Source organism: Tistrella mobilis KA081020-065, from assembly GCF_000264455.2.
Classification (GTDB): domain Bacteria; phylum Pseudomonadota; class Alphaproteobacteria; order Tistrellales; family Tistrellaceae; genus Tistrella; species Tistrella mobilis.
The window spans coordinates 3347309-3368583 of the sequence record NC_017956.1; the positions used below are offsets into that span (position 1 = coordinate 3347309).

The 21275-nt window shown below is 69.0% G+C and carries 23 protein-coding genes and 1 tRNA gene; 11 read left to right on the forward strand and 13 right to left on the reverse strand.

Going from position 1 to position 21275, the window contains the following annotated elements; translation table 11 throughout:
* Window positions 1-40 precede the first annotated feature (40 nt).
* The 4 genes from gltA to TMO_RS15275 form a co-directional block, all read right to left on the reverse strand.
* A complete protein-coding gene (gene gltA, locus TMO_RS15260; RefSeq protein ID WP_014746543.1) occupies window positions 41-1354 on the reverse strand; it encodes a citrate synthase in 1314 nt (437 codons plus the stop codon).
* Window positions 1355-1580: 226 nt separating this feature from the next.
* A complete protein-coding gene (locus TMO_RS15265) occupies window positions 1581-2477 on the reverse strand; it encodes a phytanoyl-CoA dioxygenase family protein (protein ID WP_014746544.1) in 897 nt (298 codons plus the stop codon).
* Window positions 2474-3118: a c-type cytochrome gene (locus TMO_RS32260; protein ID WP_014746545.1), complete on the reverse strand. Its 645-nt coding sequence runs from the start codon at window positions 3116-3118 to the stop codon at window positions 2474-2476. The genes TMO_RS15265 and TMO_RS32260 overlap by 4 nt, the downstream gene beginning before the upstream one ends.
* A 58-nt stretch (window positions 3119-3176) precedes the next feature.
* Complete coding sequence (locus tag TMO_RS15275) at window positions 3177-4043, reverse strand: hypothetical protein (protein WP_014746546.1); 867 nt, start codon at window positions 4041-4043, stop codon at window positions 3177-3179.
* Window positions 4044-4220: 177 nt separating this feature from the next.
* On the opposite strand from TMO_RS15275, the gene TMO_RS15280 reads away from it, so the two are divergent.
* From TMO_RS15280 to TMO_RS15290, 3 genes are all read left to right on the forward strand, one after another.
* Window positions 4221-4643 carry a PaaI family thioesterase gene (locus TMO_RS15280; protein WP_014746547.1) on the forward strand — a complete coding sequence of 141 codons (423 nt, stop codon included), beginning with the start codon at window positions 4221-4223 and terminating at the stop codon, window positions 4641-4643.
* A gap of 113 nt (window positions 4644-4756) precedes the next feature.
* Window positions 4757-5203: an HIT family protein gene (locus tag TMO_RS15285; RefSeq protein ID WP_014746548.1), complete on the forward strand. Its 447-nt coding sequence runs from the start codon at window positions 4757-4759 to the stop codon at window positions 5201-5203.
* A gap of 4 nt (window positions 5204-5207) precedes the next feature.
* On the forward strand, window positions 5208-6509 hold the full coding sequence (locus TMO_RS15290; RefSeq protein ID WP_014746549.1) for an adenylate/guanylate cyclase domain-containing protein: 1302 nt from the start codon (window positions 5208-5210) through the stop codon (window positions 6507-6509).
* Window positions 6510-6519: 10 nt separating this feature from the next.
* Here the strand turns inward: TMO_RS15290 and TMO_RS15295 are convergent, their stop codons facing one another.
* Window positions 6520-7389 carry an RluA family pseudouridine synthase gene (locus TMO_RS15295; RefSeq protein WP_014746550.1) on the reverse strand — a complete coding sequence of 290 codons (870 nt, stop codon included), beginning with the start codon at window positions 7387-7389 and terminating at the stop codon, window positions 6520-6522.
* A gap of 138 nt (window positions 7390-7527) precedes the next feature.
* Here TMO_RS15295 and TMO_RS15300 point away from each other — a divergent pair, with 138 nt between their 5' ends.
* Both TMO_RS15300 and TMO_RS15305 read left to right on the forward strand, forming a co-directional pair.
* Window positions 7528-7896, forward strand: a complete 369-nt coding sequence (locus TMO_RS15300; RefSeq protein ID WP_014746551.1) for a RidA family protein — start codon at window positions 7528-7530, stop codon at window positions 7894-7896.
* An 8-nt stretch (window positions 7897-7904) separates the two neighbouring features.
* On the forward strand, window positions 7905-8366 hold the full coding sequence (locus TMO_RS15305; RefSeq protein WP_014746552.1) for an NUDIX hydrolase: 462 nt from the start codon (window positions 7905-7907) through the stop codon (window positions 8364-8366).
* Here the strand turns inward: TMO_RS15305 and TMO_RS15310 are convergent.
* Both TMO_RS15310 and TMO_RS29540 read right to left on the reverse strand, forming a co-directional pair.
* Entirely contained in the window at window positions 8341-9552 is a 1212-nt protein-coding gene (locus TMO_RS15310) for an aromatic ring-hydroxylating oxygenase subunit alpha (RefSeq protein ID WP_014746553.1), read from the reverse strand. The genes TMO_RS15305 and TMO_RS15310 overlap by 26 nt on opposite strands.
* Window positions 9518-10219 (reverse strand): TetR/AcrR family transcriptional regulator, encoded by a 702-nt coding sequence (locus TMO_RS29540; protein WP_014746554.1) that lies wholly within the window; start codon window positions 10217-10219, stop codon window positions 9518-9520. The genes TMO_RS15310 and TMO_RS29540 overlap by 35 nt, the downstream gene beginning before the upstream one ends.
* Window positions 10220-10602: 383 nt before the next feature.
* Between TMO_RS29540 and TMO_RS15320 the strand changes: the two genes are divergently transcribed.
* The 6 genes from TMO_RS15320 (at window position 10603) to TMO_RS15345 (ending at window position 16252) form a co-directional block, all read left to right on the forward strand.
* On the forward strand, window positions 10603-11661 hold the full coding sequence (locus TMO_RS15320; RefSeq protein WP_014746555.1) for an NAD-dependent epimerase/dehydratase family protein: 1059 nt from the start codon (window positions 10603-10605) through the stop codon (window positions 11659-11661).
* A 7-nt stretch (window positions 11662-11668) separates the two neighbouring features.
* A complete protein-coding gene (rfbC, locus tag TMO_RS15325) occupies window positions 11669-12235 on the forward strand; it encodes a dTDP-4-dehydrorhamnose 3,5-epimerase (RefSeq protein ID WP_014746556.1) in 567 nt (188 codons plus the stop codon).
* Complete coding sequence (locus TMO_RS15330) at window positions 12232-13176, forward strand: NAD-dependent epimerase/dehydratase family protein (RefSeq protein ID WP_014746557.1); 945 nt, start codon at window positions 12232-12234, stop codon at window positions 13174-13176. The genes rfbC and TMO_RS15330 overlap by 4 nt, the downstream gene beginning before the upstream one ends.
* Before the next feature lie 80 nt (window positions 13177-13256).
* Window positions 13257-14384 carry an NAD(P)/FAD-dependent oxidoreductase gene (locus TMO_RS15335; protein ID WP_014746558.1) on the forward strand — a complete coding sequence of 376 codons (1128 nt, stop codon included), beginning with the start codon at window positions 13257-13259 and terminating at the stop codon, window positions 14382-14384.
* Between the two features lie 47 nt (window positions 14385-14431).
* On the forward strand, window positions 14432-15235 hold the full coding sequence (locus TMO_RS15340) for an enoyl-CoA hydratase/isomerase family protein (protein ID WP_014746559.1): 804 nt from the start codon (window positions 14432-14434) through the stop codon (window positions 15233-15235).
* Between the two features lie 90 nt (window positions 15236-15325).
* Complete coding sequence (locus TMO_RS15345; RefSeq protein ID WP_014746560.1) at window positions 15326-16252, forward strand: HNH endonuclease; 927 nt, start codon at window positions 15326-15328, stop codon at window positions 16250-16252.
* On the opposite strand, the gene TMO_RS15350 is transcribed toward TMO_RS15345, so the two are convergent.
* From TMO_RS15350 to pip, 6 genes are all read right to left on the reverse strand, one after another.
* Window positions 16152-16832, reverse strand: a complete 681-nt coding sequence (locus tag TMO_RS15350) for a class I SAM-dependent methyltransferase (protein WP_051045394.1) — start codon at window positions 16830-16832, stop codon at window positions 16152-16154. The genes TMO_RS15345 and TMO_RS15350 overlap by 101 nt on opposite strands.
* A complete protein-coding gene (locus TMO_RS15355) occupies window positions 16819-17583 on the reverse strand; it encodes a PIG-L deacetylase family protein (RefSeq protein WP_145978149.1) in 765 nt (254 codons plus the stop codon). The genes TMO_RS15350 and TMO_RS15355 overlap by 14 nt, the downstream gene beginning before the upstream one ends.
* Window positions 17580-18764, reverse strand: a complete 1185-nt coding sequence (locus TMO_RS15360) for an acyl-CoA dehydrogenase (RefSeq protein ID WP_014746562.1) — start codon at window positions 18762-18764, stop codon at window positions 17580-17582. The genes TMO_RS15355 and TMO_RS15360 overlap by 4 nt, the downstream gene beginning before the upstream one ends.
* Window positions 18761-19954 (reverse strand): glycosyltransferase, encoded by a 1194-nt coding sequence (locus TMO_RS15365; protein ID WP_081598941.1) that lies wholly within the window; start codon window positions 19952-19954, stop codon window positions 18761-18763. The genes TMO_RS15360 and TMO_RS15365 overlap by 4 nt, the downstream gene beginning before the upstream one ends.
* 75 nt (window positions 19955-20029) lie before the next feature.
* Window positions 20030-20106, reverse strand: a tRNA-Arg gene (locus TMO_RS15370).
* Between the two features lie 132 nt (window positions 20107-20238).
* Window positions 20239-21258, reverse strand: a complete 1020-nt coding sequence (pip, locus tag TMO_RS15375; protein WP_014746564.1) for a prolyl aminopeptidase — start codon at window positions 21256-21258, stop codon at window positions 20239-20241.
* Window positions 21259-21275: the final 17 nt, after the last annotated feature.

Sequence of the window (21275 nt, forward strand, 5' to 3'; positions counted from 1 at the left end):
CCGGGGGCGGTGCAGTCGGTCGGATTCGATGCTGGTCGGATCAGCGCGCGTTGATCGCCACATAGTCGCGGGCGGCGGCACCGGTATAGAGCTGACGGGGACGGCCGATCTTCTGGGTGGGATCCTCGATCATCTCCTTCCACTGGGCGACCCAGCCGACGGTGCGGGCCACCGCGAACAGCACGGTGAACAGGCTGGTCGGGATGCCCATGGCCCGCAGGATGATGCCCGAATAGAAGTCGACGTTCGGGTAGAGCTTCCGCTCCACGAAGTACTCGTCCTCCAGCGCGATCTTCTCGAGCTTCATGGCGATGTCGAGCAGCGGCTCGTCCTTGATGCCCAGCTCGCCCAGAACCTCGTGGCAGGTCTGGCGCATGATGGTCGCACGCGGATCGAAGTTCTTGTAGACGCGGTGACCGAAGCCCATCAGGCGGAACGGATCGTCCTTGTCCTTGGCGCGCTTCACGAACTCGCCGATCCGGTCGGCCGAGCCGATCTCTTCCAGCATCTTGATCACCGCCTCGTTGGCGCCGCCATGAGCGGGGCCCCAAAGGCAGGCGATGCCGGCCGCGATGCAGGCGAAGGGATTGGCACCCGACGAACCGGCGAGGCGGACGGTCGAGGTCGAGGCGTTCTGCTCGTGATCGGCGTGCAGGATCAGGATGCGATCCATGGCCTTGGCCAGAACCGGGTTCACCTCATAGGTCTCGCACGGCACCGAGAACATCATGTGCAGGAAGTTCTCGGCATAGCCCAGGTCGTTGCGCGGATACACGAAGGGCTGACCGACGGAGTACTTGTAGGCCATCGCCGCGATGGTCGGAACCTTGGCGATCAGACGATGCGAGGCGATCATACGATGCGCCGGATCGTTGATGTCGGTGCTGTCGTGATAGAAGGCCGACATTGCGCCGACCACGCCCACCATCACCGCCATCGGATGCGCGTCGCGACGGAAGCCCGTGAAGAACTTCGTCAGCTGCTCGTGCAGCATGGTGTGACGGGTGATATTGCGCTCGAAGGTCGCGTATTCGTCCTTGTTCGGCAGCTCACCGTTCAGCAGCAGATAGGCGACTTCCAGAAAGTTGCTCTGGGTGGCGAGCTGGTCGATCGGGTAGCCCCGATGGAGCAACTCGCCCTTGTCGCCGTCGATGAAGGTGATCTTGCTCTCGCAGGACGCCGTGGCCATGAAGCCGGGGTCGAAGGTGAAATAGCCGGTCTTGCCGCCGAGGGTGCGGATATCGATCACCTTGTTGCCCGCGGTGCCGCCAAAGATCGGCAGCTCGTGGCTCTGTCCGCTGATATCGTCGGTGATGGTGACGGTACCAGCACGGACGGCGGTGTTCTCGGTCATGCGGTAAGACTCCTTGAGCCGCTCCGCGCGACACCGCGCGGAGGCGTCGACTGGGTATAATGTCGGCCTGAATATAGCCCTCGGCACCAAAAGCACAATGGCAAGGGTGCCGGCGCAACGGGGTTGCTCGGAATTTCATGGATTTGTTCACGCGATTCAAGCGCAATCAATCCGCGTTCAAATTAACCTTTGCGTTTAATTCGCCACAGATTTCCCGAGCGATTTTTTATTGAAATTCTTGCGCGAGAGTTTCAATCGGCAGACGATCCGGAACACGCTCCATGCGTGCATAGGTTCCGAGGGCGCGGAGGATCAGATCCACACGCGTCTGCATGTCGGGCGGCGAATCCGGCCGGATCAGCGGTTCAGCCACCGGGTCAAAGGCCGTGTTCTGCATCTCGATTGCGATGCTGATCCGTGGTCCGGCGGCGCCCACCCGGACACGCCCCGACCAGTGATAGAGATCCTGCCGCCAGCCCAGGACCGACCCGGCAGCGGCGGGCAGCGCCAGGCCGATCTCCTCGGGCTCCTGCGGCAGCCGCCCCTCGGCGATCAGGGTCTCGAGCGGCGCCGGCAGGCTGCGCTCCACCTCGAGCGGCACCACCCGCATGCAGCCATTGTCGAGCCCGGCATCGACCAGCGGCACCCAGAAGCTCAGGGTCATGTGGATGCCGCCCGGAAACACGCTTCGTCCGATGAGATCCCGATGCCCCGGCCAGCCGCGGGCCCCCTCGACCGGCGGCACGACCCAGGCCCAGAGATGCGGCAGCACCGCGAACCGCTCCCCCAGCAGATGGGCGGCAAGCGGCGCCAGGGCGGCCTGCAGGGCCCAGGCCTGATCGAAGACATGAATGAAGACCGGCGGCCACCCGGCCGTTTTCAGCCGCAGCAGGCCACGGCGGAGATCGTCGATAAGCCCGGCCGGCAGCACCGGCGGCAGCGCAAACCAGCCATGGTCGTGCAGCCCGTCGGCGGCCCGGGCCAGATCTTCCTCACCCAGCCGCGCGGGAGAGACCGCAGCCTGCCCCCCGATATCGAGCCAGGGCACCAGCCGCCGCCAGCCCGCCGGATCGATGAGGCGGGGGTCGGCAAGGGAGGACAACGTCCTGCGGGGCGTCGTCATCGGGCCATACCTGCCGAGATGCGGTCATGGGCAGCGCGAACATCAGCCGGCCAGCGGCTCTTGATGAAAGAGAGCACGGCCCAGATCTGGTCGTCGCGCAACCGGTCGCGGAAGGCCGGCATGTCGCTTTCATAGCCCGGCGGCGCAAACGGACCGGGGCCGAGCGCCGTCAGGGCAAAGAGATGCTGGTCCGGATGATGCCAGGTATGGCCTGTGGCATCGTGCGGCGGGGCGGGCAGGCGCCCCGAGGGCAGGCGGGTTCGCCAGTCCTCTGCCCCTGAGAGGTCCGCACCATGGCAGGCGGCACAGGTATCGGCATAGATCGCCGCCCCCTCGCGCACCTTGCGGGGGTCGTCGGGATCGAGCTCCGACGGCATTTCGGCAAGGGCCGCATAAAGCGCCGCCCGTGCCTCCGCATCGGAGCCTGAGGCATCGGGGAAGCTGCGGACCACATGGCCGGCGGCGCGATATTCAAGGCCGAGCAGCCGCCGCAGCGGCCCATCGACTTCCAGCGCCACGACAGCCGCAGCACCCAGCCCTGCCGCCAGGGCCAGGCCCAGGGCAAGCGCCCGCCGCCGCCGCGCATGAAGGCCGGGGCGGGCGGGAACGGGCGGCGCGGATCTGTGGTCGTGACGGGCCATACCTGCAGCATCGCCGACCCGTGCGCCGACGGCAAGGCCACCGCAGACGGGGCGTCGATCAGTCGCGCCGGCTCCAGATCAGGCGGTGGACGCCATCCGGTGCCTCGGCCGCCACCGGCGGCGTGAAGCACAGCTCGGCCAGCCGCAAGCCCAGGAAGTTCAGGGTCAGCGGCGGCGCCTCTCCGCCCAGATCGGCCTGGGCAAAGGCCCAGAGCCCGGCATGACGGGGGCCGGCATAATCGTCGTCGAGCACCAGATCGAGGCAGGCGAAACAGCCGCCGGGATGCAGCGCCTCTTCGGCCGCCTCGATGACCGCCGAAATCGCCGTCTTGGCACTGCGGCCCAGGCCGCGCAGGATCAGCACGCCGTCGAGCCCCACCGGCCAGTCCTCGCCGGCCAGGGCGGCACCGAACTCTGCCGCGTCTTCGGCCTGATGGCTGAGATCGAGCCCTTCGCCGAAGCTTCGGACGAAACCGGCGTCGCCGCCCAGCACCAGCCAGCGCCCCGCCGGAGCCAGGGCCGCGGCCGCCCAGGTGCCGAGGGCCGGATCCAGGATCGGCCAGTCGAGCCGCGACGGCGCTGCTGGCACACCGCCCCCCAGCACCACGGCGGCAGCCCGGGCCACTTCGCCGGCATGGTCCGCCAGTTGAACGCGGCCATCCTCTTCAAGCTGCACCAGGCCCTGGGCGCCAAGCGCCGCAAGCTGGGCCAGCAGGCGATCGACCGGCAGCCCGACCGCGGCGGCCAGTTCGGTCGGATCCGCCCGACCGGCGGCCAGCCGCTCGAAGGTTCCGCCCCGGATCGCTTCGGCCAGGGCACGGGTCGCCGCCCAGCCCAGTGCCGCATCCAGTCCGGCGGCCGCACCGCTCATCGGTCGTTTGGGCGCAGCCGTCCCTGCTGCGGCCGTCATCTCGATCGCCGTCATCCGTCCCCCGTCGCGGCAAGTGATCCCGATCCCGAGAGTAGACACCACCCCCTTGAAAAACAACCTGTGATCTATTTTCCAGCAGGCGAATCGCGCCGCATTACCTGCGGGGTCATGGAGTCCGGCATGGCAGGGGTGGCGAGATAGAAGACCACACCCCATCCGAAAGGCCGCACCATGACCGCCACGATCGACCCGCGCATCGAAAGCCTGGTCCGCAAACTGCTGATCGCCTCGCCTGTCGCCCGCCATCTGGGGATCACGATCAACCATCTGGCCCCAGACGACGTACGGTTGCGCCTGCCCTTCGCCATGGAGAACGTCACCGTCGACAGGATCGTCCATGGCGGGGTCATCGCCACCCTGGCCGATATCGCCGGTGCCACGGCATCTGCCTCAGGGGTCGACCCGGCGACGGTCCGTGGAGGTGCCACGCAAACCCTGGTCGTCAACTATCTGCGCCCGGCCGATGGCTGCGATCTGGAAACCAGCACCCGGGTGCTGTCGCGCAGCCGCAGCGGCACGGTGACCTCGGTCGAGATCCACGACCCTGACGGGCAGCTCATCGCGCAGGCGACCGTGACCAGCCGGATCTGGTGACGCGCACGGGCTTCGGTCCGGGGCGCGCGTCGGACTATACTCTCGGGCGCGTATCAATGCGGGCCGCGTCGCATCCCCTGCGCCGCTCCCCTCCGCCGCGAACGGACGCCCTGATGACCGATACTCCGACCGCCTGCCTGTTCTGCGCCATCGCCGATGGCCGCCTGCCCACCCATCTCGTCCATCAGGACGAGGAGATCATGGCCTTCATGGACATCCAGCCCATCCGGCCCGGCCATACCCTGATCATCCCGCGGGCGCATCATGCCTATTTCGAGGATCTGCCGCCCGCCACCGCGGCGCGCATCGTCGATCTGGGCCAGCGTCTCGCCCGCGAGATGAAGCGGATCTGGCAGGTGCCGCGGGTGGCCTTCGCCTTCACCGGCATCGACGTCGCGCACACCCATGCCCATGTCTTCCCCATGGTCGAGGTGACCGACGTGCTCTCAAAGCGTCAGATCGCCGAGCCCGACATCACCGTCCGACCCATGCCGCGGGCGGAACCCGCCGAGCTTGCCGGCATCGCCGCACGCCTCGCCGATGCCGTCAGGCAGGGGTAGGCCTTTGGCGCCGCCGCCCTCGGACGGGATCGATGCCGCGGAACGCGCAGCCGAGCGGCTGGGCGGCTGGCTGCGCATCGCCATTTCGGCCGTGCTGCTCTGTTCCCTGGTCGGGCCGCTGCTGATCCTGCAACCGGCGATGATCTTTTCGGGGGCGGTCAGCACCAGGCTGGTCATCGCCCTCACAACGCTGATCGCTTTCGGCCTGGCCGGCGGGGCCGGGGTGCTGCTGGCACGGCGGGGCCGCTACCGGCGCTGGATGGCCTGGGTCTTCCCCGCCGTCGATGCCGGCCTGCTCTGCGCCTCGGTCCTGGCCGGGCTGGTGCTGACCGCCCTGCCCGGCGACTACGCCCTGATGCTGACTGCCGTCTGGCTGGCGCCGGTCATCCTGGCGATCGCGGCACTCCGCCTCAGGGCCGGCGCGATCCTGATCGCCACCGCCATGACCGTGGCGGCGCTGGGCCTGCCGATGCTGGCCGACGGCACGGTCGCTCCCGATCCCGCAGCACTCGCCGACGAGATCAACGGCATGCATGCCATGCCCCCAAACCTCGCACGGCTGGTCATGCTGGCGCTGGCCGGCGGCGTGCTCGCCTTCGCCGCCCGGCGCAACCGCCGGATCGTCGCCCGGGCGGTGGACGAGGCGGCGCGCGCCGGTCGGCTCGGCCGTTTCCTGCCGGCCCAGATCGCCGCCGATGTCGGACAGAGCGGCGGCGACCCGACGGAGCTGGGCGGACGGCGCCGGCTCGCGATGATCTTCGTCGATCTGCGCGGTTCCACCACGCTCGCCGAAAGACTGGACCCGCAGACCGTGGGCCGGTGGATCGGCGACTATCGCGCCCGGGTGCGCCGGGTGGTCACCGCCCATGGCGGCCTGGTCGCAGGCTTCGTCGGCGACGGTATCCTGGTCCTGTTCGGCGCGACCGGGCCCGAGGCGCCGGATGCCGGCGCAGCCGCGGCCCTGGCCGCCGCGCAGGAGGTGGCGTCCGATGTCGGCATCTGGACGAAAGAGGCGCTGTCGGCCGACGGACCAGCCCTGCCGGACCCGGCCGTCGCGATTGCCGTACATGCCGGAACGGTCTATTGCGGCCCGGTCGGCGACGACGAGCGGTTGGACTATACCGTGCTCGGAGATCCGGTGAACGTGGCGGCGCGGATCGAAAGCATCGCGAAGGAGCGCGGGCTGACGGTGGTGGCGAGCGACACTGTCATCGACCTCGCCGGCCGCCCCGCCGGATGGCGGTCCATCGGGCTCTGCGACCTTCGCGGCCGCAGCACCGGCATGACCTGTCACACGCCAGGCTAGAACCGGATCGTCAACGGCCGCCGAAACCGCCGCGGCCGGAACCGGGGCCACGCGGCGCCTCGAAGCCGCGACCACGGCGGCTCTTCAGCTTCTCGGCCGGCTCTTCGTCGGCAGGCGCCGTCTCGGCCGCGGCGAGTGCCGCGGCACGCTGGCTGCGGGCGAAAGCGTCCTCGGCGGCCCCATCCATCCCAACCTCTTCCAGCGCCCGGCGCATATGGCCGGGCACAGGTGCCACCGCCTCGACCGGCGGCTGATCGGGGTAGAGCGGCAGAGTGATCGCCCGGGCGTGGAGCAGCATCGGCCCCAGCTTCGTGCGCATCTCGTCGGCGAAGGCGTCGCCCACGCCCTCGGCATAGACCGGATCGCCGACCAGCGGGCAACCCATATGGGCCATGTGCACGCGGATCTGGTGGGTGCGGCCGGTGCGCGGCCGGCATTCGATCCAGGCCCGGCCACCGGCCTGACCCAGGACGCGCCAATCGGTCACCGCCGCCTGCCCGGCGGGATCCACCACCATCTTCCATCCCCGACCGGGGGTGCGCTTGGCGAGCGGCGCATCGACCCGCCCTTCCGGTGCCTCGGGCACGCCGTCGGTTACTGCCCAATAGACCTTTTCGACCCGCCCCCCCTGGAACATCCGGCCGAGCCTGGCCAGCGCCCGCCGATTGCGCCCCAGCACCAGGCAGCCGCTGGTGTCGCGATCCAGCCGGTGGGCCAGCGACGGCTGCTCCTTGTAGCCGAAGCGCAGCGCGTCGAGATACAGCTCCAGATTGGGCCCGCCGCGCGGGCCGGCATGGACCGGCAGCCCGGCGGGCTTGTCGATGATCACCACCAGACGGTCGCGGTGGAGCACGCGGGCGCGGATTTCCGTGGGAGTCATGGGCGGCGCGGGCTCCGGAAGCTTGGCGGCGGGACGGCCCCACTGGTACACCTATCCCGGGCCGGGCGGAACCCCCATCCGGCCCCCGTCATTCCACTGCCTCTCCCCGCAGGCGGGAGACTTCCAGGAGCCGATCTCATGACCGACGCCACCAACCCCGATATCCGCCGCATCGACACCGGTCCGCGGATGAGCGACGCGGTCGTCTATAACGGCATGGTCTGGCTGGCCGGCCAGGTCGGCACCCCCGGCAAGAGCGTCGCCGAGCAGACCGCCGACGCGCTGGCCGAGGTCGACGCCCTGCTGGAGAAGGCCGGCAGCGACCGCAGCCGCATCCTTCAGGCAATCATCTGGCTGGCCGACATGGCTGATTTCGCCGAGATGAACGCGGTCTGGGACAAGTGGGTCGTGCCCGGCCATACCCCCGCCCGTGCCACCGGCGAAGCGAAGCTGGCCGCCCCGGAATACCGGGTCGAGGTGATCGTGACCGCAGCCGTGAAGCCCTGACCGGCCCGATGACCACGCGCCGCCGCCCGGCCGCCCGGCTCTTCGTCGTCGACGGGGACGGGCGGATCCTGCTCTTCCGCTTCACCTTTCTCTCTGGTCCCACGGCCGGTCAGGGCTGCTGGGCCACGCCCGGCGGCGGGGTGGAGCCGGGCGAGAGCTTCGAGCAGGCGGCGGTGCGCGAGCTCTATGAAGAGGTGGGGCTGGTGATCGACCATCCCGGCCCCGCCGTCTTCGAGCACGAGGTCGAACTGCGGATGAGCGATGGCGAGGTCGTGCTCGCCGAGGAGCGCTTCTTCCTGATCCGCCTGCCCGGCCGCCATACCCTGGTTCAGGACAACTGGACCGAGCTGGAACGCCGGGTACTGGCGGAACACCGCTGGTGGCATCCGGCCGAGTTGATCCATGCCGATGCGCCGGTCTATCCGGCCGATATCCCGGCCCTGCTCAGGGCTGCAGGACTGACGCTCTGAGCGCCCCCAGTTCGGCCTCCAGCTGTTCGTGAAAGCGGGCGGCGGCGAATTCATAGCCGCCGAAGAGCAGGGTGTCGTTGGCGCCGGAGGCGAGCGTCGACCAGGTCGATTCGGCCAGCGCGTAGTCCTCACCCAGCGCCGCACGATAGATCTCGACATTGCGCGCCCAGTGGCGGGCAGCCTTTTCAGTGTCGGGAGCCGCCGGTATCAGCGCCACCTCGCGCAGCACGCATTGCCCCGGCCCCGCCGGCTCCACCCGGGTCACCTGGGCGTGATCGGGCTGGACCAGGATCAGGGTGTTGGGGAAGACGAAATAGAAGATGTTGCCCCAGTCACGGGTGACGAAGTTTTCGGCCGCCGGCGGATCTGCCGGATCCAGCCCCGCCTTGACCAGATAGAGCCGCCGGTTCAGGCCGAACTCGTCGATGACCTGAAGATTGTCGGCGAACATGGGCGCGATCGTGTCCCGATGGGCGATCTTGAAGTGATAGGCCTCGAACGAGCCGTCGAGCACCAGCTTCCAGTCGCAGGCAAGCGGCAGATCGCGCGGGGCATGGGGAACATGGCTTGCGAAACCCAGCGCCTCCAGATCGTCGGCGACCCCGGAGAGCAGCGGATCGACCGGCCGATCGGCGAGGCCCGGATCGGTCACCACCCAGATCAGCCCGGCCCGCTCGGCCACCGCAAGCCGGACCAGCCCGCGGCCGGCACGGTCCAGATCCGGAAAGCCATAGGCCTTGGGCAGCGCTTTGAGCGCGCCGTCGGTGCCGTAGGTCCAGGCGTGATAGGGGCAGGTGAAACTGCGCCGGCCGGCACCGCAGCCGTCGGCCGTCAGGCGCACGCCCCGATGGCGGCAGGCATTGATGAAGGCATTCACCCGGCCCGTCTCGTCGCGCACCAGCAGCACCGGCACGCCCGAGATGTCGCGGGCGATCCAGTCGCCGGGCTTCGTCATCTCACCGGCCGCGGCGGCCACCTGCGGGAAGCGCCGGATCAGCCGCTGCTCCCGCGCCAGCCGTGCCGGATCGGCATAGCGTGCGACCGGGCTTGCGAACTGCGCCGCCGGCATCTCGGGCCGGCCGGCCGCAAGGCCGGCACAGGCGCGGCGCAGCAGGTCCAGCCGGTCGGCAATGTCGTGGCCGGGCAACGGATCAGCCGGCAGGGTTCCTGCGGGGGTCAGGGTCATGGGCGCATCCTCCGGAGAACAATGCCGTCCGGGCCGCGGCAGCGATCGCCGCAACGAAGCCGGCATCCTCGGCCAGTACGGCATCTTCCGGCCGCATCTGGGCAAAAGTGGGCCTGACCGCCAGCCCATAGGCGAAGGCACCGAGCAGCAGGGTCAGCGGCACCACCGCCGGCCCGGGCGCCACCAGCCCCGCCGCCTGCCCCGCCGAGATCTCGTCGCACATCCGCGTGACATAGGGCTTGAGCGGCAGATGGCGGGCGCGGCCGACCCGGTCGACATTGTCCAGCAGCTCCCGCAGCACCAGCCGCGCCGCCGCCGGCCGGTCGGCCGTCCACCGGGCCTGAACCCCGATCATCGCCGTCAGACGACCGCCCGGTTCGCTACCGGCGGCATCGAGTGCCGCCACCAGCAGCCCGTCCGCCTCTGCCGCCACCCGCTCCAGCACCGCCGCGTACAGCCGCGCCTTGCTGGGGAAATGATGCAGCAACCCGGCATTGCCCAGGCCGCAGGCACGGGCAAGAGCCGCCACGCCGATACCGTGAAAGCCATGCTCGGCGAAGGCTGCCTCCGCCGCGTCGATCAGCCGGGCGCGGGTGTCCTCGCCGCGTTCGCGACGGGACTGAACAGAAGGCTCGACGGTGTCGGCGAGGGCGGGGCTGTGTGTCATAGCCCCATTTAACTAACCGATCGGTCGGTCTGTAAAGGCCTATGACAGAAAGATGCTCCAGGACCCGGGCCGCTGATCTGCGTACTCCCGTGCTCGCCGCCAGCAGGCAGCGCAACCGCATCAAGGACCTCCACCGGACACGGGTAAGCCGTCAACACCCCGTTTGCGGTGCGGAAGGTCCCTGGATCGACGGCTGATTTTCTTGTATGAACCGACGATGGTTTGAACTGCGTTGCCCATGGGATTTCTGACGTCAAATCGCCTGGGCGGCATATCACTTCAGCCGGCACCACGCTCCGGCGGCTGGCTCGACGGCCGTGCCATAGTTCTGTCGGTCATCTGGCGTACTGACGTACCGATCAGGAAAAAGGACCCTTCGACGTATGAAGATCGTGATCACGGGGAACCAGGGATATGTCGGCCCGATCGTGGGCCGTCACCTGCGCCGCGCCTACCCCGATGCCGTTCTGGTCGGCTACGACAGCGCCCTCTTCGCTCATGCCTATTCGGGTGCGGTTCACGCGCCCGAGCGCGTGCTGAATGCGCAGATCTTCGGCGATGTCCGTGACGTGCCGGCGGAGGTCTTCGAAGGGGCCGATGCGGTCGTGCATCTCGCCGCAGTCTCGAACGACCCGATGGGCAACAAGTTCGAGTCGGTGACCACCGACATCAATCAGGAAGCCAGCATCGCGATCGCGGCCAAGGCCCGCGATGCCGGTGTGAAGAATTACGTCTTCGCGTCCAGCTGCAGCGTCTATGGTTTCGCGCCGGGTGGCGCCCGCAAGGAAACCGATGAGCTGGCGCCCCAGACCGCCTATGCCCGTTCCAAGGTCGGTACCGAAAAGGCCCTGGCGGCGATGGATCGTGGCGACATGACCGTCACCTGCCTGCGCTTTGCCACCGCCTGCGGCATGTCCGATCGCCTGCGGCTGGATCTCGTGCTCAACGATTTCGTCGCCTGCGCGATCACCAAGCGCGAGATCACGGTCCTGTCTGACGGCAGCCCCTGGCGCCCGCTGATCGACGTCCGGGACATGGCACGTGCCATCGACTGGGCCGCGACGCGGCAGGCCGACAACGGTGGCGCCTTCCTCATCGTGAATGCAGGGTCCGACCAGTGGAACTATCAGGTGCGCGATCTGGCCGAAGCCGTCGCACGCCATGTTCCGGGCACCTCGGTCAGCATCAACAAGGATGCGCAGCCGGACAAGCGTTCCTACAAGGTCGATTTCTCGCTGTTCCGCAGCCTGGCACCCGATCACCAGCCGCAGGTGACCCTGGACCAGTCGATCGAGCTGCTGCGGGACGGTCTGGAGCGCATGGGCTTCGCGGATGCCGATTTCCGCAACTCGCCCTATATGCGCCTCAAGATGCTCGAAAGCCACATCTCCTCGGGCGCGCTGTCGAACGACCTCCGCTGGCTCACCACCAACTTCGAGTGATCGCACCATGATCTTCCACGAGACCCCCGTCGACGGCGTGCGTGTGATCGAACCGGAACGCCGGGGCGATGACCGTGGTTTCTTCGCCCGTGTCTATTGCGAGCGTGAGTTCGCAGAGGCAGGCCTTGTGAACCATTACGTTCAGGTCAACAACTCGCTTTCGGCCAAGAAGGGCACCCTGCGCGGGATGCACTATCAGTTGGCCCCCTCGTCCGAGGTCAAGCTGGTCCGGTGTGTGCGCGGCGCCCTTTGGGATGCGGTTCTTGACCTGCGTCCGGACTCCCCGACCTTCGGCAAGTGGTTCGGCGCCGAACTGACGGCCGAGAACCGGCTGATGATGTACGTGCCGCGCGGCTTCGCTCATGGCTTCGTCACGCTGACCGAGGATACCGAGGCCTTCTATCTGGTGAGCGATTTCTATGCGCCCCAGGAGGAACGCGGCATCCGCTGGAATGATCCGCGCTTCGGCATCGAGTGGCCCGTGGAGCCGACCGAGATCTCCGCAAAAGACGCCGCCTGGCCGGATTATGACCCCGAGTATCACGGGGTCGAGCGTTTCAGGGGGATCAAATGAAGATCCTCCTCACCGGGGCGAGTTCCTTCAGCGGCATGTGGATCGCCGAGAAGCTTGCCGCAGCTGGGCATGAGGTGGTGGCGCCGCTGCGGTCGGCGCCCGCCGCCTATGACGGGCTTCGGGGCATTCGGGCGGCACGTGTGGCCGCTGTCGCGGAAATCGTGCCCGGCATCTCGTTCGGTGACGACGGCTTCATCGGTCTCGTCAAGGGCCGGGACTTCGATGTGCTCGTTCATCACGCGGCACGCGTGACCGACTATCGTAGCCTGGATTTCGACGTGACCGGTGCCGTGGCCGACAACACGCACCGTCTTCGTCAGGTCCTCGAGGTTATGAGTGGCCGCAGCCTGAAGGCCGTGGTCGCAACCGGCAGCGTTTTTGAAAACGATGCCGGTGCCGGCAACGAGCCCCGGGAAGCCTTCTCCCCCTATGGGCTGTCGAAGGCACTCACCTACCAGATGATCCGCTTCTGGTGCGGTCGGCTCGGTATCCGGCTGGGCAAGTTCATGATCGCGAACCCCTTCGGCCCCTACGAAGAACCGCGGTTCTGCAACTACCTGCTCAAGACCTGGGTGAAGGGCGATGTGGCCGGTGTGAATACGCCGCGCTACCTGCGCGACAACATCCATGTCGATCTGATGGCCCTGGCGTATACCGACTTCGTCGAAACCATGGCGTCTTCGCAGGTCGACCGGATCTACGGTCCCATGGGCTATGTCGAAACCCAGGGTGCCTTCGCTGAACGGTTCGCCGCCCGGATGCGCGAGCGGCTGGGCCTTGCCTGCGGCCTTTCTCTGGCCGAGCAGACCGACTTCAGCGAACCGCTGGCGCGGGTCAACACCTGCCACATCGATCCAGCGGCCCTCGGCTGGTCGGAAAGCCTGGCCTGGGACGGGCTTGCTGCCTACTATCGCGAACAGTTCGGCCTCGCAGCGAACTGATGCACATACGCCGCGCCGCCGACGATGTATCGAACGGACGAGCCCGCCGTACCGGCGGGCCATCGAACGGGTGAGTTTTCATGTCGCATGATTTCGACACGATCATCGTCGGCGCCGGTGTCGTCGGCCTGGCCGTTGCCCGGCTGATGGCCGCGACCGGCCGCAGCGTCCTGGTCGTCGACCGCCAGGATGGCATCGGCCGGGAGACCAGTTCCCGCAACAGCGAAGTCATCCACGCCGGCATCTATTACCCCAAGGGCAGCCGGAAGGCCCGGTTCTGTACCCGCGGGCGCCGGATGCTCTACGCCTATGCCGCTGAACGCGGCATTCCGCACGCGAAATGCGGCAAACTGATCATTGCGACCAATGATGACGAGACCGGCGTCCTCGACAGCCTGCAGGAGCGGGGGCGGGCGAATGATGTCGAGGGTCTGCATCTGATCGGTCGCGAAGCGGTGGCGCGGCTGGAACCCGACGTCACGGCCGTGGCGGCACTGGTCTCACCCGAAACCGGCGTTGTCGACAGTCACGCTTTCATGCTCGCCCTTCAGGGCGATGCGTCGAATGCCGGTGCCGAGTTCATCTTCCATGCCCCCGTGACCGGTGGCGCCGTGCTGGATGGCGGCGGCTATGCGCTGCACATCGGCGGCATCCACGACACCACGGTCTCCTGTCGCGAACTGATCGTGTCGGCGGGCCTCGGCACCAATCCTTTCCTTGAAGCCGTGTCCGGGCTGTCGCCTCGCGCGATCCGCCCGATGTATTTCGCCAAGGGCCATTATTTCCGGCTGGCCGAGCGCTCGCCCTTCCAGCGATTGGTTTATCCCGTGCCGGTCAAGGGGGGACTTGGAACCCACGTCACCGTCGACCTCGGCAAGCAGGCACGGTTTGGTCCGGACGTGTGCTGGATCGACGGTCTTGACTACCAGTTCGACGAAAGCCGCCGGGACGCATTCTTCCAGTCGATCCGCCGCTGGTACCCCGCGATCCGGCTGGATGCCCTGGTACCCGACTACACCGGCATCCGTCCGAAGCTGGTCCCGGCAGGCCAGCCCGACGGCGATTTTGAAATCGACGGCGTCGACCGCCACGGACACGAAGGCCTGGTCGTACTCTACGGGATCGAATCTCCCGGGCTGACATCCTCACTCGCCATCGCGGAAGCGACTTTCGGCCTGATGGAGCCCGCAGCACGCGCAGCCGAGTGATACCCGACCGCCCCCCGACCGCGGAACGCCCCCGACCGGAACGCCCCATGTCCATTGTCTCCACCTACCGGTCTTCGACCGGCGCCGTCACCATCACCACCGAGGGCGCGATCGCCACGGTGCGCTTTGAACGGCCGGACCGGCGGGTGAACCCGCTTTCGCCCGCCCTGCTCCACGATCTGGCGGATGCCGCCCGCCATCTGGCCCGGCGACCGGATATCTCCGTCGCCATCCTGACCGGATCCGATACCGCCTTCTGCGGCGGCTTCGACCTCAAGGATGATGGCGTCGCAGCCCTTGCCGAAGCCTCGGACGAAGCCCTGGCCGAACTCGTCGCCCGGGCAGGCGGCGAGGCGGTCGAGGCCTGGACATCGACCCCGCCGGTCACGATCGCGGCGGTCGAAGGCTATGCCCTGGGCGGCGGGCTGGTGATGGCGCTGTCCTGCGATTTCCGGGTGGCGCGCAGCGGTGCCCTCTTCGGCCTGCCCGAAATCGACCGCGGCATCACGCCCGGCTGGGGCTGCCTGCCGCGGCTTGTGGCGACCATCGGCCTGCAGCCGGCCCGCCGGATGGCGATCCTGGGCGAACGGCTGACGGCGGAGCAGGCGGCACCGCTCGGCCTCGTCGACCGCATCGCCGACGGCGCGACCCAGGCCCTCGATCTCGCCCGGGCCATGGCGGCGGAGCTTGCCGCCAAGCCGGCGACACCGCTCAGGATGAACAAGCGCATGCTGAATGCCAGCGCCATCGCCCCTCTGACCCCGGCCTCGCTGGTCGATGTCGACCAGTTCACCGGGTCAGCACGTGGGGCGGCCTTCCGCACCGAACGCGCCCGCTTCGCCGGCGGCTGAGGGGGCCTGGTCGAACCGCTACTCCCTGCTGTATCCTTGCCGCATTCACAACTTCCAATGGTTGATGCGGCAGGGAGAACCCGGTGAGTCATGGTCAAGGCGGTGTTCACGACCAGAGTGTCGCCGAGCTATGACGACCTGCCCGAGCGCTATTACCATTTCCCGCGCAGCTATCTGCGCCAGGTCGAGGCTGCCCTCGGCGACTGGATCGTCTATTACGAACCCCGCCGGCGTTCAGCCGACCCCGGCAGCCGCGGCGGCCGGCAGGCCTATTTCGCCATCGCCCGGGTGGCCGGGATCGAGCCCGACCCGGTCCGGCCCGATCACTTCTACGCCCGGATCGACGGCTATCTCGATCTCGAACACCCCGTCCCCTTCCGGGCAGGCCCTGGCGACACCTATGAACGCGGTCTGACGCGGGGCGATGGCGGCACCAGCAAGGGCGCTTTCGGCCGTGCGGTGCGAAATCTGTCGGATGCGGAATTCGATCGCATCGTCGCCGCCGGCTTCGGCCGGCTGATCGCCCCACCGGTGACCGTCTCGCAGACGGCCGCACCCTTCGACGGTTTCGGCGAGGCACCGGCCGTTTTCGACGACGTGCTGCCCTCGCCCCGCCCGATGATCGAGCGTCTGGTCACCCGCCCCTTCCGCGACCGCGCTTTCGCGGATGTCGTGCGCCGCGCCTATGGCCGGCGCTGCGCAATGACCGGCCTCGCTCTCGTCGACGCCGACGGCCGGGGCGAGGCAGAAGCCGCCCATATCCGGCCGGTCGCCGACGACGGGCCGGATTCGGTGCGCAACGGCCTGGCCCTGACCGGCACGCTGCACTGGATGTTCGATCACGGTCTGGTCTCGGTGGACGAGGATCACAGCCTGCTGCTCGACCAGGGCCGGGTGCCGGACACGATCCTGCGGATCATCCATCCCGACCGGCGTCTGGTGGTGCCGGATATCCCGGATCTCCGGCCGCATCCGGAATTTCTGCGCTATCACCGCAGGGAGATCTTTCGCGGCTGATCCGCTTAACCCGAGAGGCCAGATCGATCCGATAGCCGGCACCGCCCCCGATCGTGTGGTCCAGGGGGCCGGCATGGGCCGCCAACCGGGCCAGGAACAGCCGGGCCGCTTCCTCCCCCTGCAGCGCCTCTCCCGTCGGCCCCAGCCAGTTCACCAGCAGACAATATCCATCCGCCGGCCAGAGCCCGGCGATCCGGGCCGCAAGCCGGTCGATTTCGGCCGCACTCAGGAAATAGAGCACCTCGGACAGAATGATCAGGTCGGCGGCAAGCTCCGGCCAGCCTTCCGGCAGCTCCGCCCGCAGGAAGGCCACATTCGGCCGGTCGGTACAGCGGCGCGCCGCGATCTCCAGCGCCACCCCAGACACATCGATCCCGATCACCCGATCCGCGGTGGCCGAAAGCAGCCGCGTCAATTCACCGATCGAACAACCCGCCTCGATCGCGACCCGCCAGCGCCGCGCCGGCAGCGCGGCCAGGCTGGCGCGGTATTTTCCGCGTTCATAGGGGCGATCGCGGAACCCCCAGGGATCGGGGTCGCAGGCGTAGAGCCGGTCGAAGCGCCGCTCACGCCCGGACATGAGGGCCGCCGTATACGGATCCGATGAACAGCTCCGGCGTCTGCAGGAAATGCCGGCGCGTCTCCGGCGCCATCACGAAACCGTCCGGATCGTCGGCGATCAGCCGGGTGACCTGCGATCTGTGACAGCGGATGGCGGCCTGTTTGGCCTGGCGGAAGCCCCTGCCGTCGAACCGGTAAAGCCGGTCCGGCGGTGCAACTGCGGTTTCGGTGAAGCGACCCCAGACCGGGAACCGCCAGAACCGCACCCCGGGGAGCGCAGCCGCCACCCGGGCGCCGAGTACCGCGGTGCGGCGATGATCGACATGCGGATCCCCGTCCCAGGTGGTCCAGAGCGCGCCGATGCGCGCCAGGCGGGCCAGGGCGACCACCTGTCCGCAGGCCCTGGCCAGGTCCGCACCATCGGCCGGCACTCCCTGGTCGGGAAAGCCGAGGTCGATGATCCGGTGACGGCTGCGGCCGGCCAGGCAGCGGAGCGCTGCCCGGAGTTCGGCCTGCCGCAATTGCGCCAGCACGGCCGGCGGCCAGCGTCGCGAGGCGGGGTGGGACCGGGTGCCGTCGGTCACCGCCACCACGATCACCGGCAGTCCGGCCGCAGCCGCGGCCGCAAGAGCCGCGCCACAGCCGAAGGTCTCGTCATCGGGATGGGGGGCCAGAACCATCACCGGCCGGCCGCCGGTGAGCCTGTGGAGATCGACCATCGGCGCCGCCAGGGCCGCGCGCAGCACCCGGCCACGGGCAAGCGGCGTCACCACAGTCCGCCCTCGCGCGCGGCGCGGCCAGCCAGCGCCCGGCCGGCCGCGACCAGGCGGGCATCGGGGGCCGCCTGCCGGATGAACAGCGACAGGTCGCGGCGCAGGCGCTCCACCGGCTGATCGGTCATATGGGCATCGGTGCCGAGGGCCGCCTCGGACAGTCGCAGCACCTCGACGCAGACGTCTTCGACCAGCTGGCGAGCCAGCAGCGCATCGGTGACCGCCGCGTCGATACGGGTAGCGGATGCGGAAGTGTCCGCCCCGGCCGCTTCAACCGCCAGCGCCACCACCTCCAGCCGCGAGACCGCTGCCTGAACCAGCCCCACCGCCCGCGCAAGGCGGGCAAGCTGAAACGGATCGTCAAGTCGCCGCCGCGCGTCCAGCCGGCGACGCCAGGCCTCGATCAGCGCCTGGGCACCGCCCAGATGGGCCGCGCAATACCGCCAGATCCCGCCGTCGAAATGGGGCGGGCGCTGATAGTCGCCGGGCCCGCCGAGCAGCGCGCCTGGCCCGGCCTCAAGGCCGGTGAAGTCGTGGCGGCCCGATGCGGTGGCCCGCATGCCGGCCGCCCGCCAGTCCTGGCGCCGGTGCCGGCGACGGTCCGCGACCGGCAGCAGCGCCAGACGCGTGGCCGTCTCCTGCCCCAACCGGAAGGTCACCACTGCCTGCGTGACCAGGCCCAGCCCCGACGCGAAGCGTTTGGCCCCGGTGAAACTCAGCCGGTGTGGGGCATCCGCGGCCGCCGACCACTCGGCCGTCAGCGGCGGCTGATCATCGGCCCCCCAGACGCCGAGCGGGCCCCCGGCCCGCACCCCGGCCGCCATCTCCGCGATCTGCGCCCGACTGCCATGAAGCGTCACCAGCTTCACCGCATCGATATGCCCCTCGACCAGCCGCGCGACCGGCAGGCTGGCACGCCCCAGGCGAAGCAGCAGGTCGAACGCCATCCGGGTGGCCTGCGGGTCGCGGCCGAGGCCCAGGCCGAGACCACCCTCCGCAGGCGGCAGACAGGCCGTGAAGACCCCCACCTCCCGCAGCCGGCCGATCTCGGGCCCCAGATCCCAGCCTTCACGATCCGCGGCAGCCGCCCCCGCCTCGATGGCAGCCAGGGCGCGGGAAAGCGGAATGTGGGGGAGCAAGGTGTGGGAGAGCGGGTCCGTCGCCATGTCTGCCGTCATGGCATCTCCTGAAACAGGCGGTCGGCATGTTCTTCGTCGCCCTCCGGCCGCAGCGCCCGACAGGCCGCCACCAGCCTTGGCAGGCCGGCCGCCACATCGCTCAGCCGCATGCGCCAGCGGGCAAGATGAGGGTGCTGTGCCTCGACCGCCGCCCAGACCGGCCCGAAGCCGGCCGCGCGATCTGGCAGACGGCCCTCGAAACCGCTCCACCGCAGCAACGGCGCCGGATCGATATCCGCAGCCAAAAGCCGGCGCACCCGCGCCCGCAAGGCGGCCCGCAACCACAGCATGCCCAGCGGCTCGAAATCCTCGTCGGCCGGATGATCCCCGGCCACCAGGCCGGCGGCCAGGGTATCGGCCAGCCCGCCGGCTGCCCGGCCGGTCAGCCGGCACGAGGTCACCACCCGAACGGCGGGATCGTGACGCACCGGCAGGCCATGGGCGCGGATCCGGCGGGCAAAGGCGCGGTCCTCGGCATGCGATACGGCGGGCAGGCCGCCCACGCGGTCCCAGGCCCGGGCGGCGACGGCCAGGCTGGCCCCGCCGACCTCGCCATGAGAGGGCCAGGGGTCGTGCGGGTCCGGGTCCAGCCGCGCCACCAGTTCAGCCGCATGCCGGCGCCAGCGCGCCTGCAAGCGGTAGCGCGCGGTGATCGTCGGCGGCAGGCGGTTGAATTCGGCCGGATCGAAAGCGATGCGTCCGCAGACCAGGGCCGCGCCCTTGCCGAGAGCGGCAAGATTGGCCCGGACCCAGTCGGGATCCGGTCGGGTATCGGCATCGGTGGTGAGCAGCACGCCATCTTCCCCGACCCTGGCGCGCGCCAGATCAAGCGCCTGCCGCCGGGCAGCCCCGGCATGGGCCAGATCCCGCGGCAAGCGGCACGACACCACGTCAACCGGTATGTCGGAGGCCATGGGCAGATCGGACCGGGCAGCCCACGACATCGCACGCGCTGCCGTGTCGTCGACGGAATTATTGACCAGCACCAGGATCCGCCCGCGGGCCGGCCAGGCACGGGAAGCCGCCTGTGCGCAGGCCTCCAGGCATCCGATGATCCGCGCGGCCTCGTCCCGCGCGGGGATGGCAATCACATAGGCGGCATCCTGTCGCCAGGGCGGAACCGACGACGCCCCGCCATCCGCATCCTCTCCATCCTGCACACCGCGCACCGGCACCCCTCCGTCAGCCATGACCAGGGCACCGGTGATCCGATGCCGGAGACAACAACCGGCGACGAGCGATTTGGTTCAGATGTTGGGCAGGAATGGCGTCCCCGGCAGGATTCGAACCTGCGACCCCAGGATTAGGAATCCTGTGCTCTATCCTGCTGAGCTACGGGGACACCGGGCGCCTCCGGGCGGGCGGGAGCGGGGCTCCGGCGGGCCGGGACGGGCGGCTGCCTTTAGGTAGCACGAAATCCCGGTGGCACGAAAGCCCCGTCGGACCAGGCGGTGGCGCGTGATCGTCCGGGGGGTCAGAAGCTGCGGGGATGGAGGCCGGCCTGCAACATCCGGCCCATGCGATCGCCGGCCGCGACCAGGGCGCGGCGGGTGCCGGGTTCGAACGCGGAATGGCCGGCATCGGCGATCATCTCCAGCATCGCCGAGGAACCCAGATGGCGGGCGAGCGCGACAGCGGTGGCCGGTGGGCAGATGACGTCATAGCGGCCCTGGACGATGTGCACCGGCAGTAGCCGGAGCCGCGGGTCGGCATCGATCCGGCCGAGCAGCGGCCGGTCGGCCAGGAAACAGCGATGGGCGAAGTAATGGGCTTCAAGCCGCGACACCGCCAGCATGGCGCGATCTTCGTCGGCGCGGCCGGCGGCGGCAGCGGCGCCGGCCGCCAGCTGCGACACCGGCCTCAGGGTCGCACAGGCCCCTTCATAGCCCGACCAGGCGCGTGCCGCCGGCAGGTGGATGCGCGGATCCGGGTCCATCAGCAGCGGCAGATAGCCCGCCAGCGGATCACCGCGCGCGCTTTCCGGCAGATGCCCCAGAAAGCCATCCCGGGCTTCGGGGAAGAACCGCCCCATCTCGTGGAGGAACCAGGCGACCTCGTCATCGGTGCCGAGAAAGATGCCGCGCAGGATCAGCCCGGTCACCCGCTCGGGATAGGTGGTGGCATAGGCAAGAGCCAGGGTCGAGCCCCAGGAGCCGCCGAAGACCGCCCAGCGATCGATCCCCAGATGGCGGCGCAGACGTTCGATGTCATCGACCAGATGATCGGTGGTGTTGGCCCGGGTCTCGCCATGGGGGGTCGATCGGCCGCAGCCGCGCTGATCGAACAGAACCGCCCGCCAGATCCGCGGATCGAAGAAGCGGCGATGGGCGGGTTCCGTGCCGGTGCCCGGCCCGCCGTGGAGGAAGACCACGGGCACGCCATCGGGCCGGCCGCAGGCTTCCCAGGCGAGAACGTGACCATCGCCCACATCCAGACGGCCACGTGCATCGGGTTCAATCGGCGGATGGAGATCGCGGGGTGCGGCATCCATCATCGGCGGGTCTCCACTGG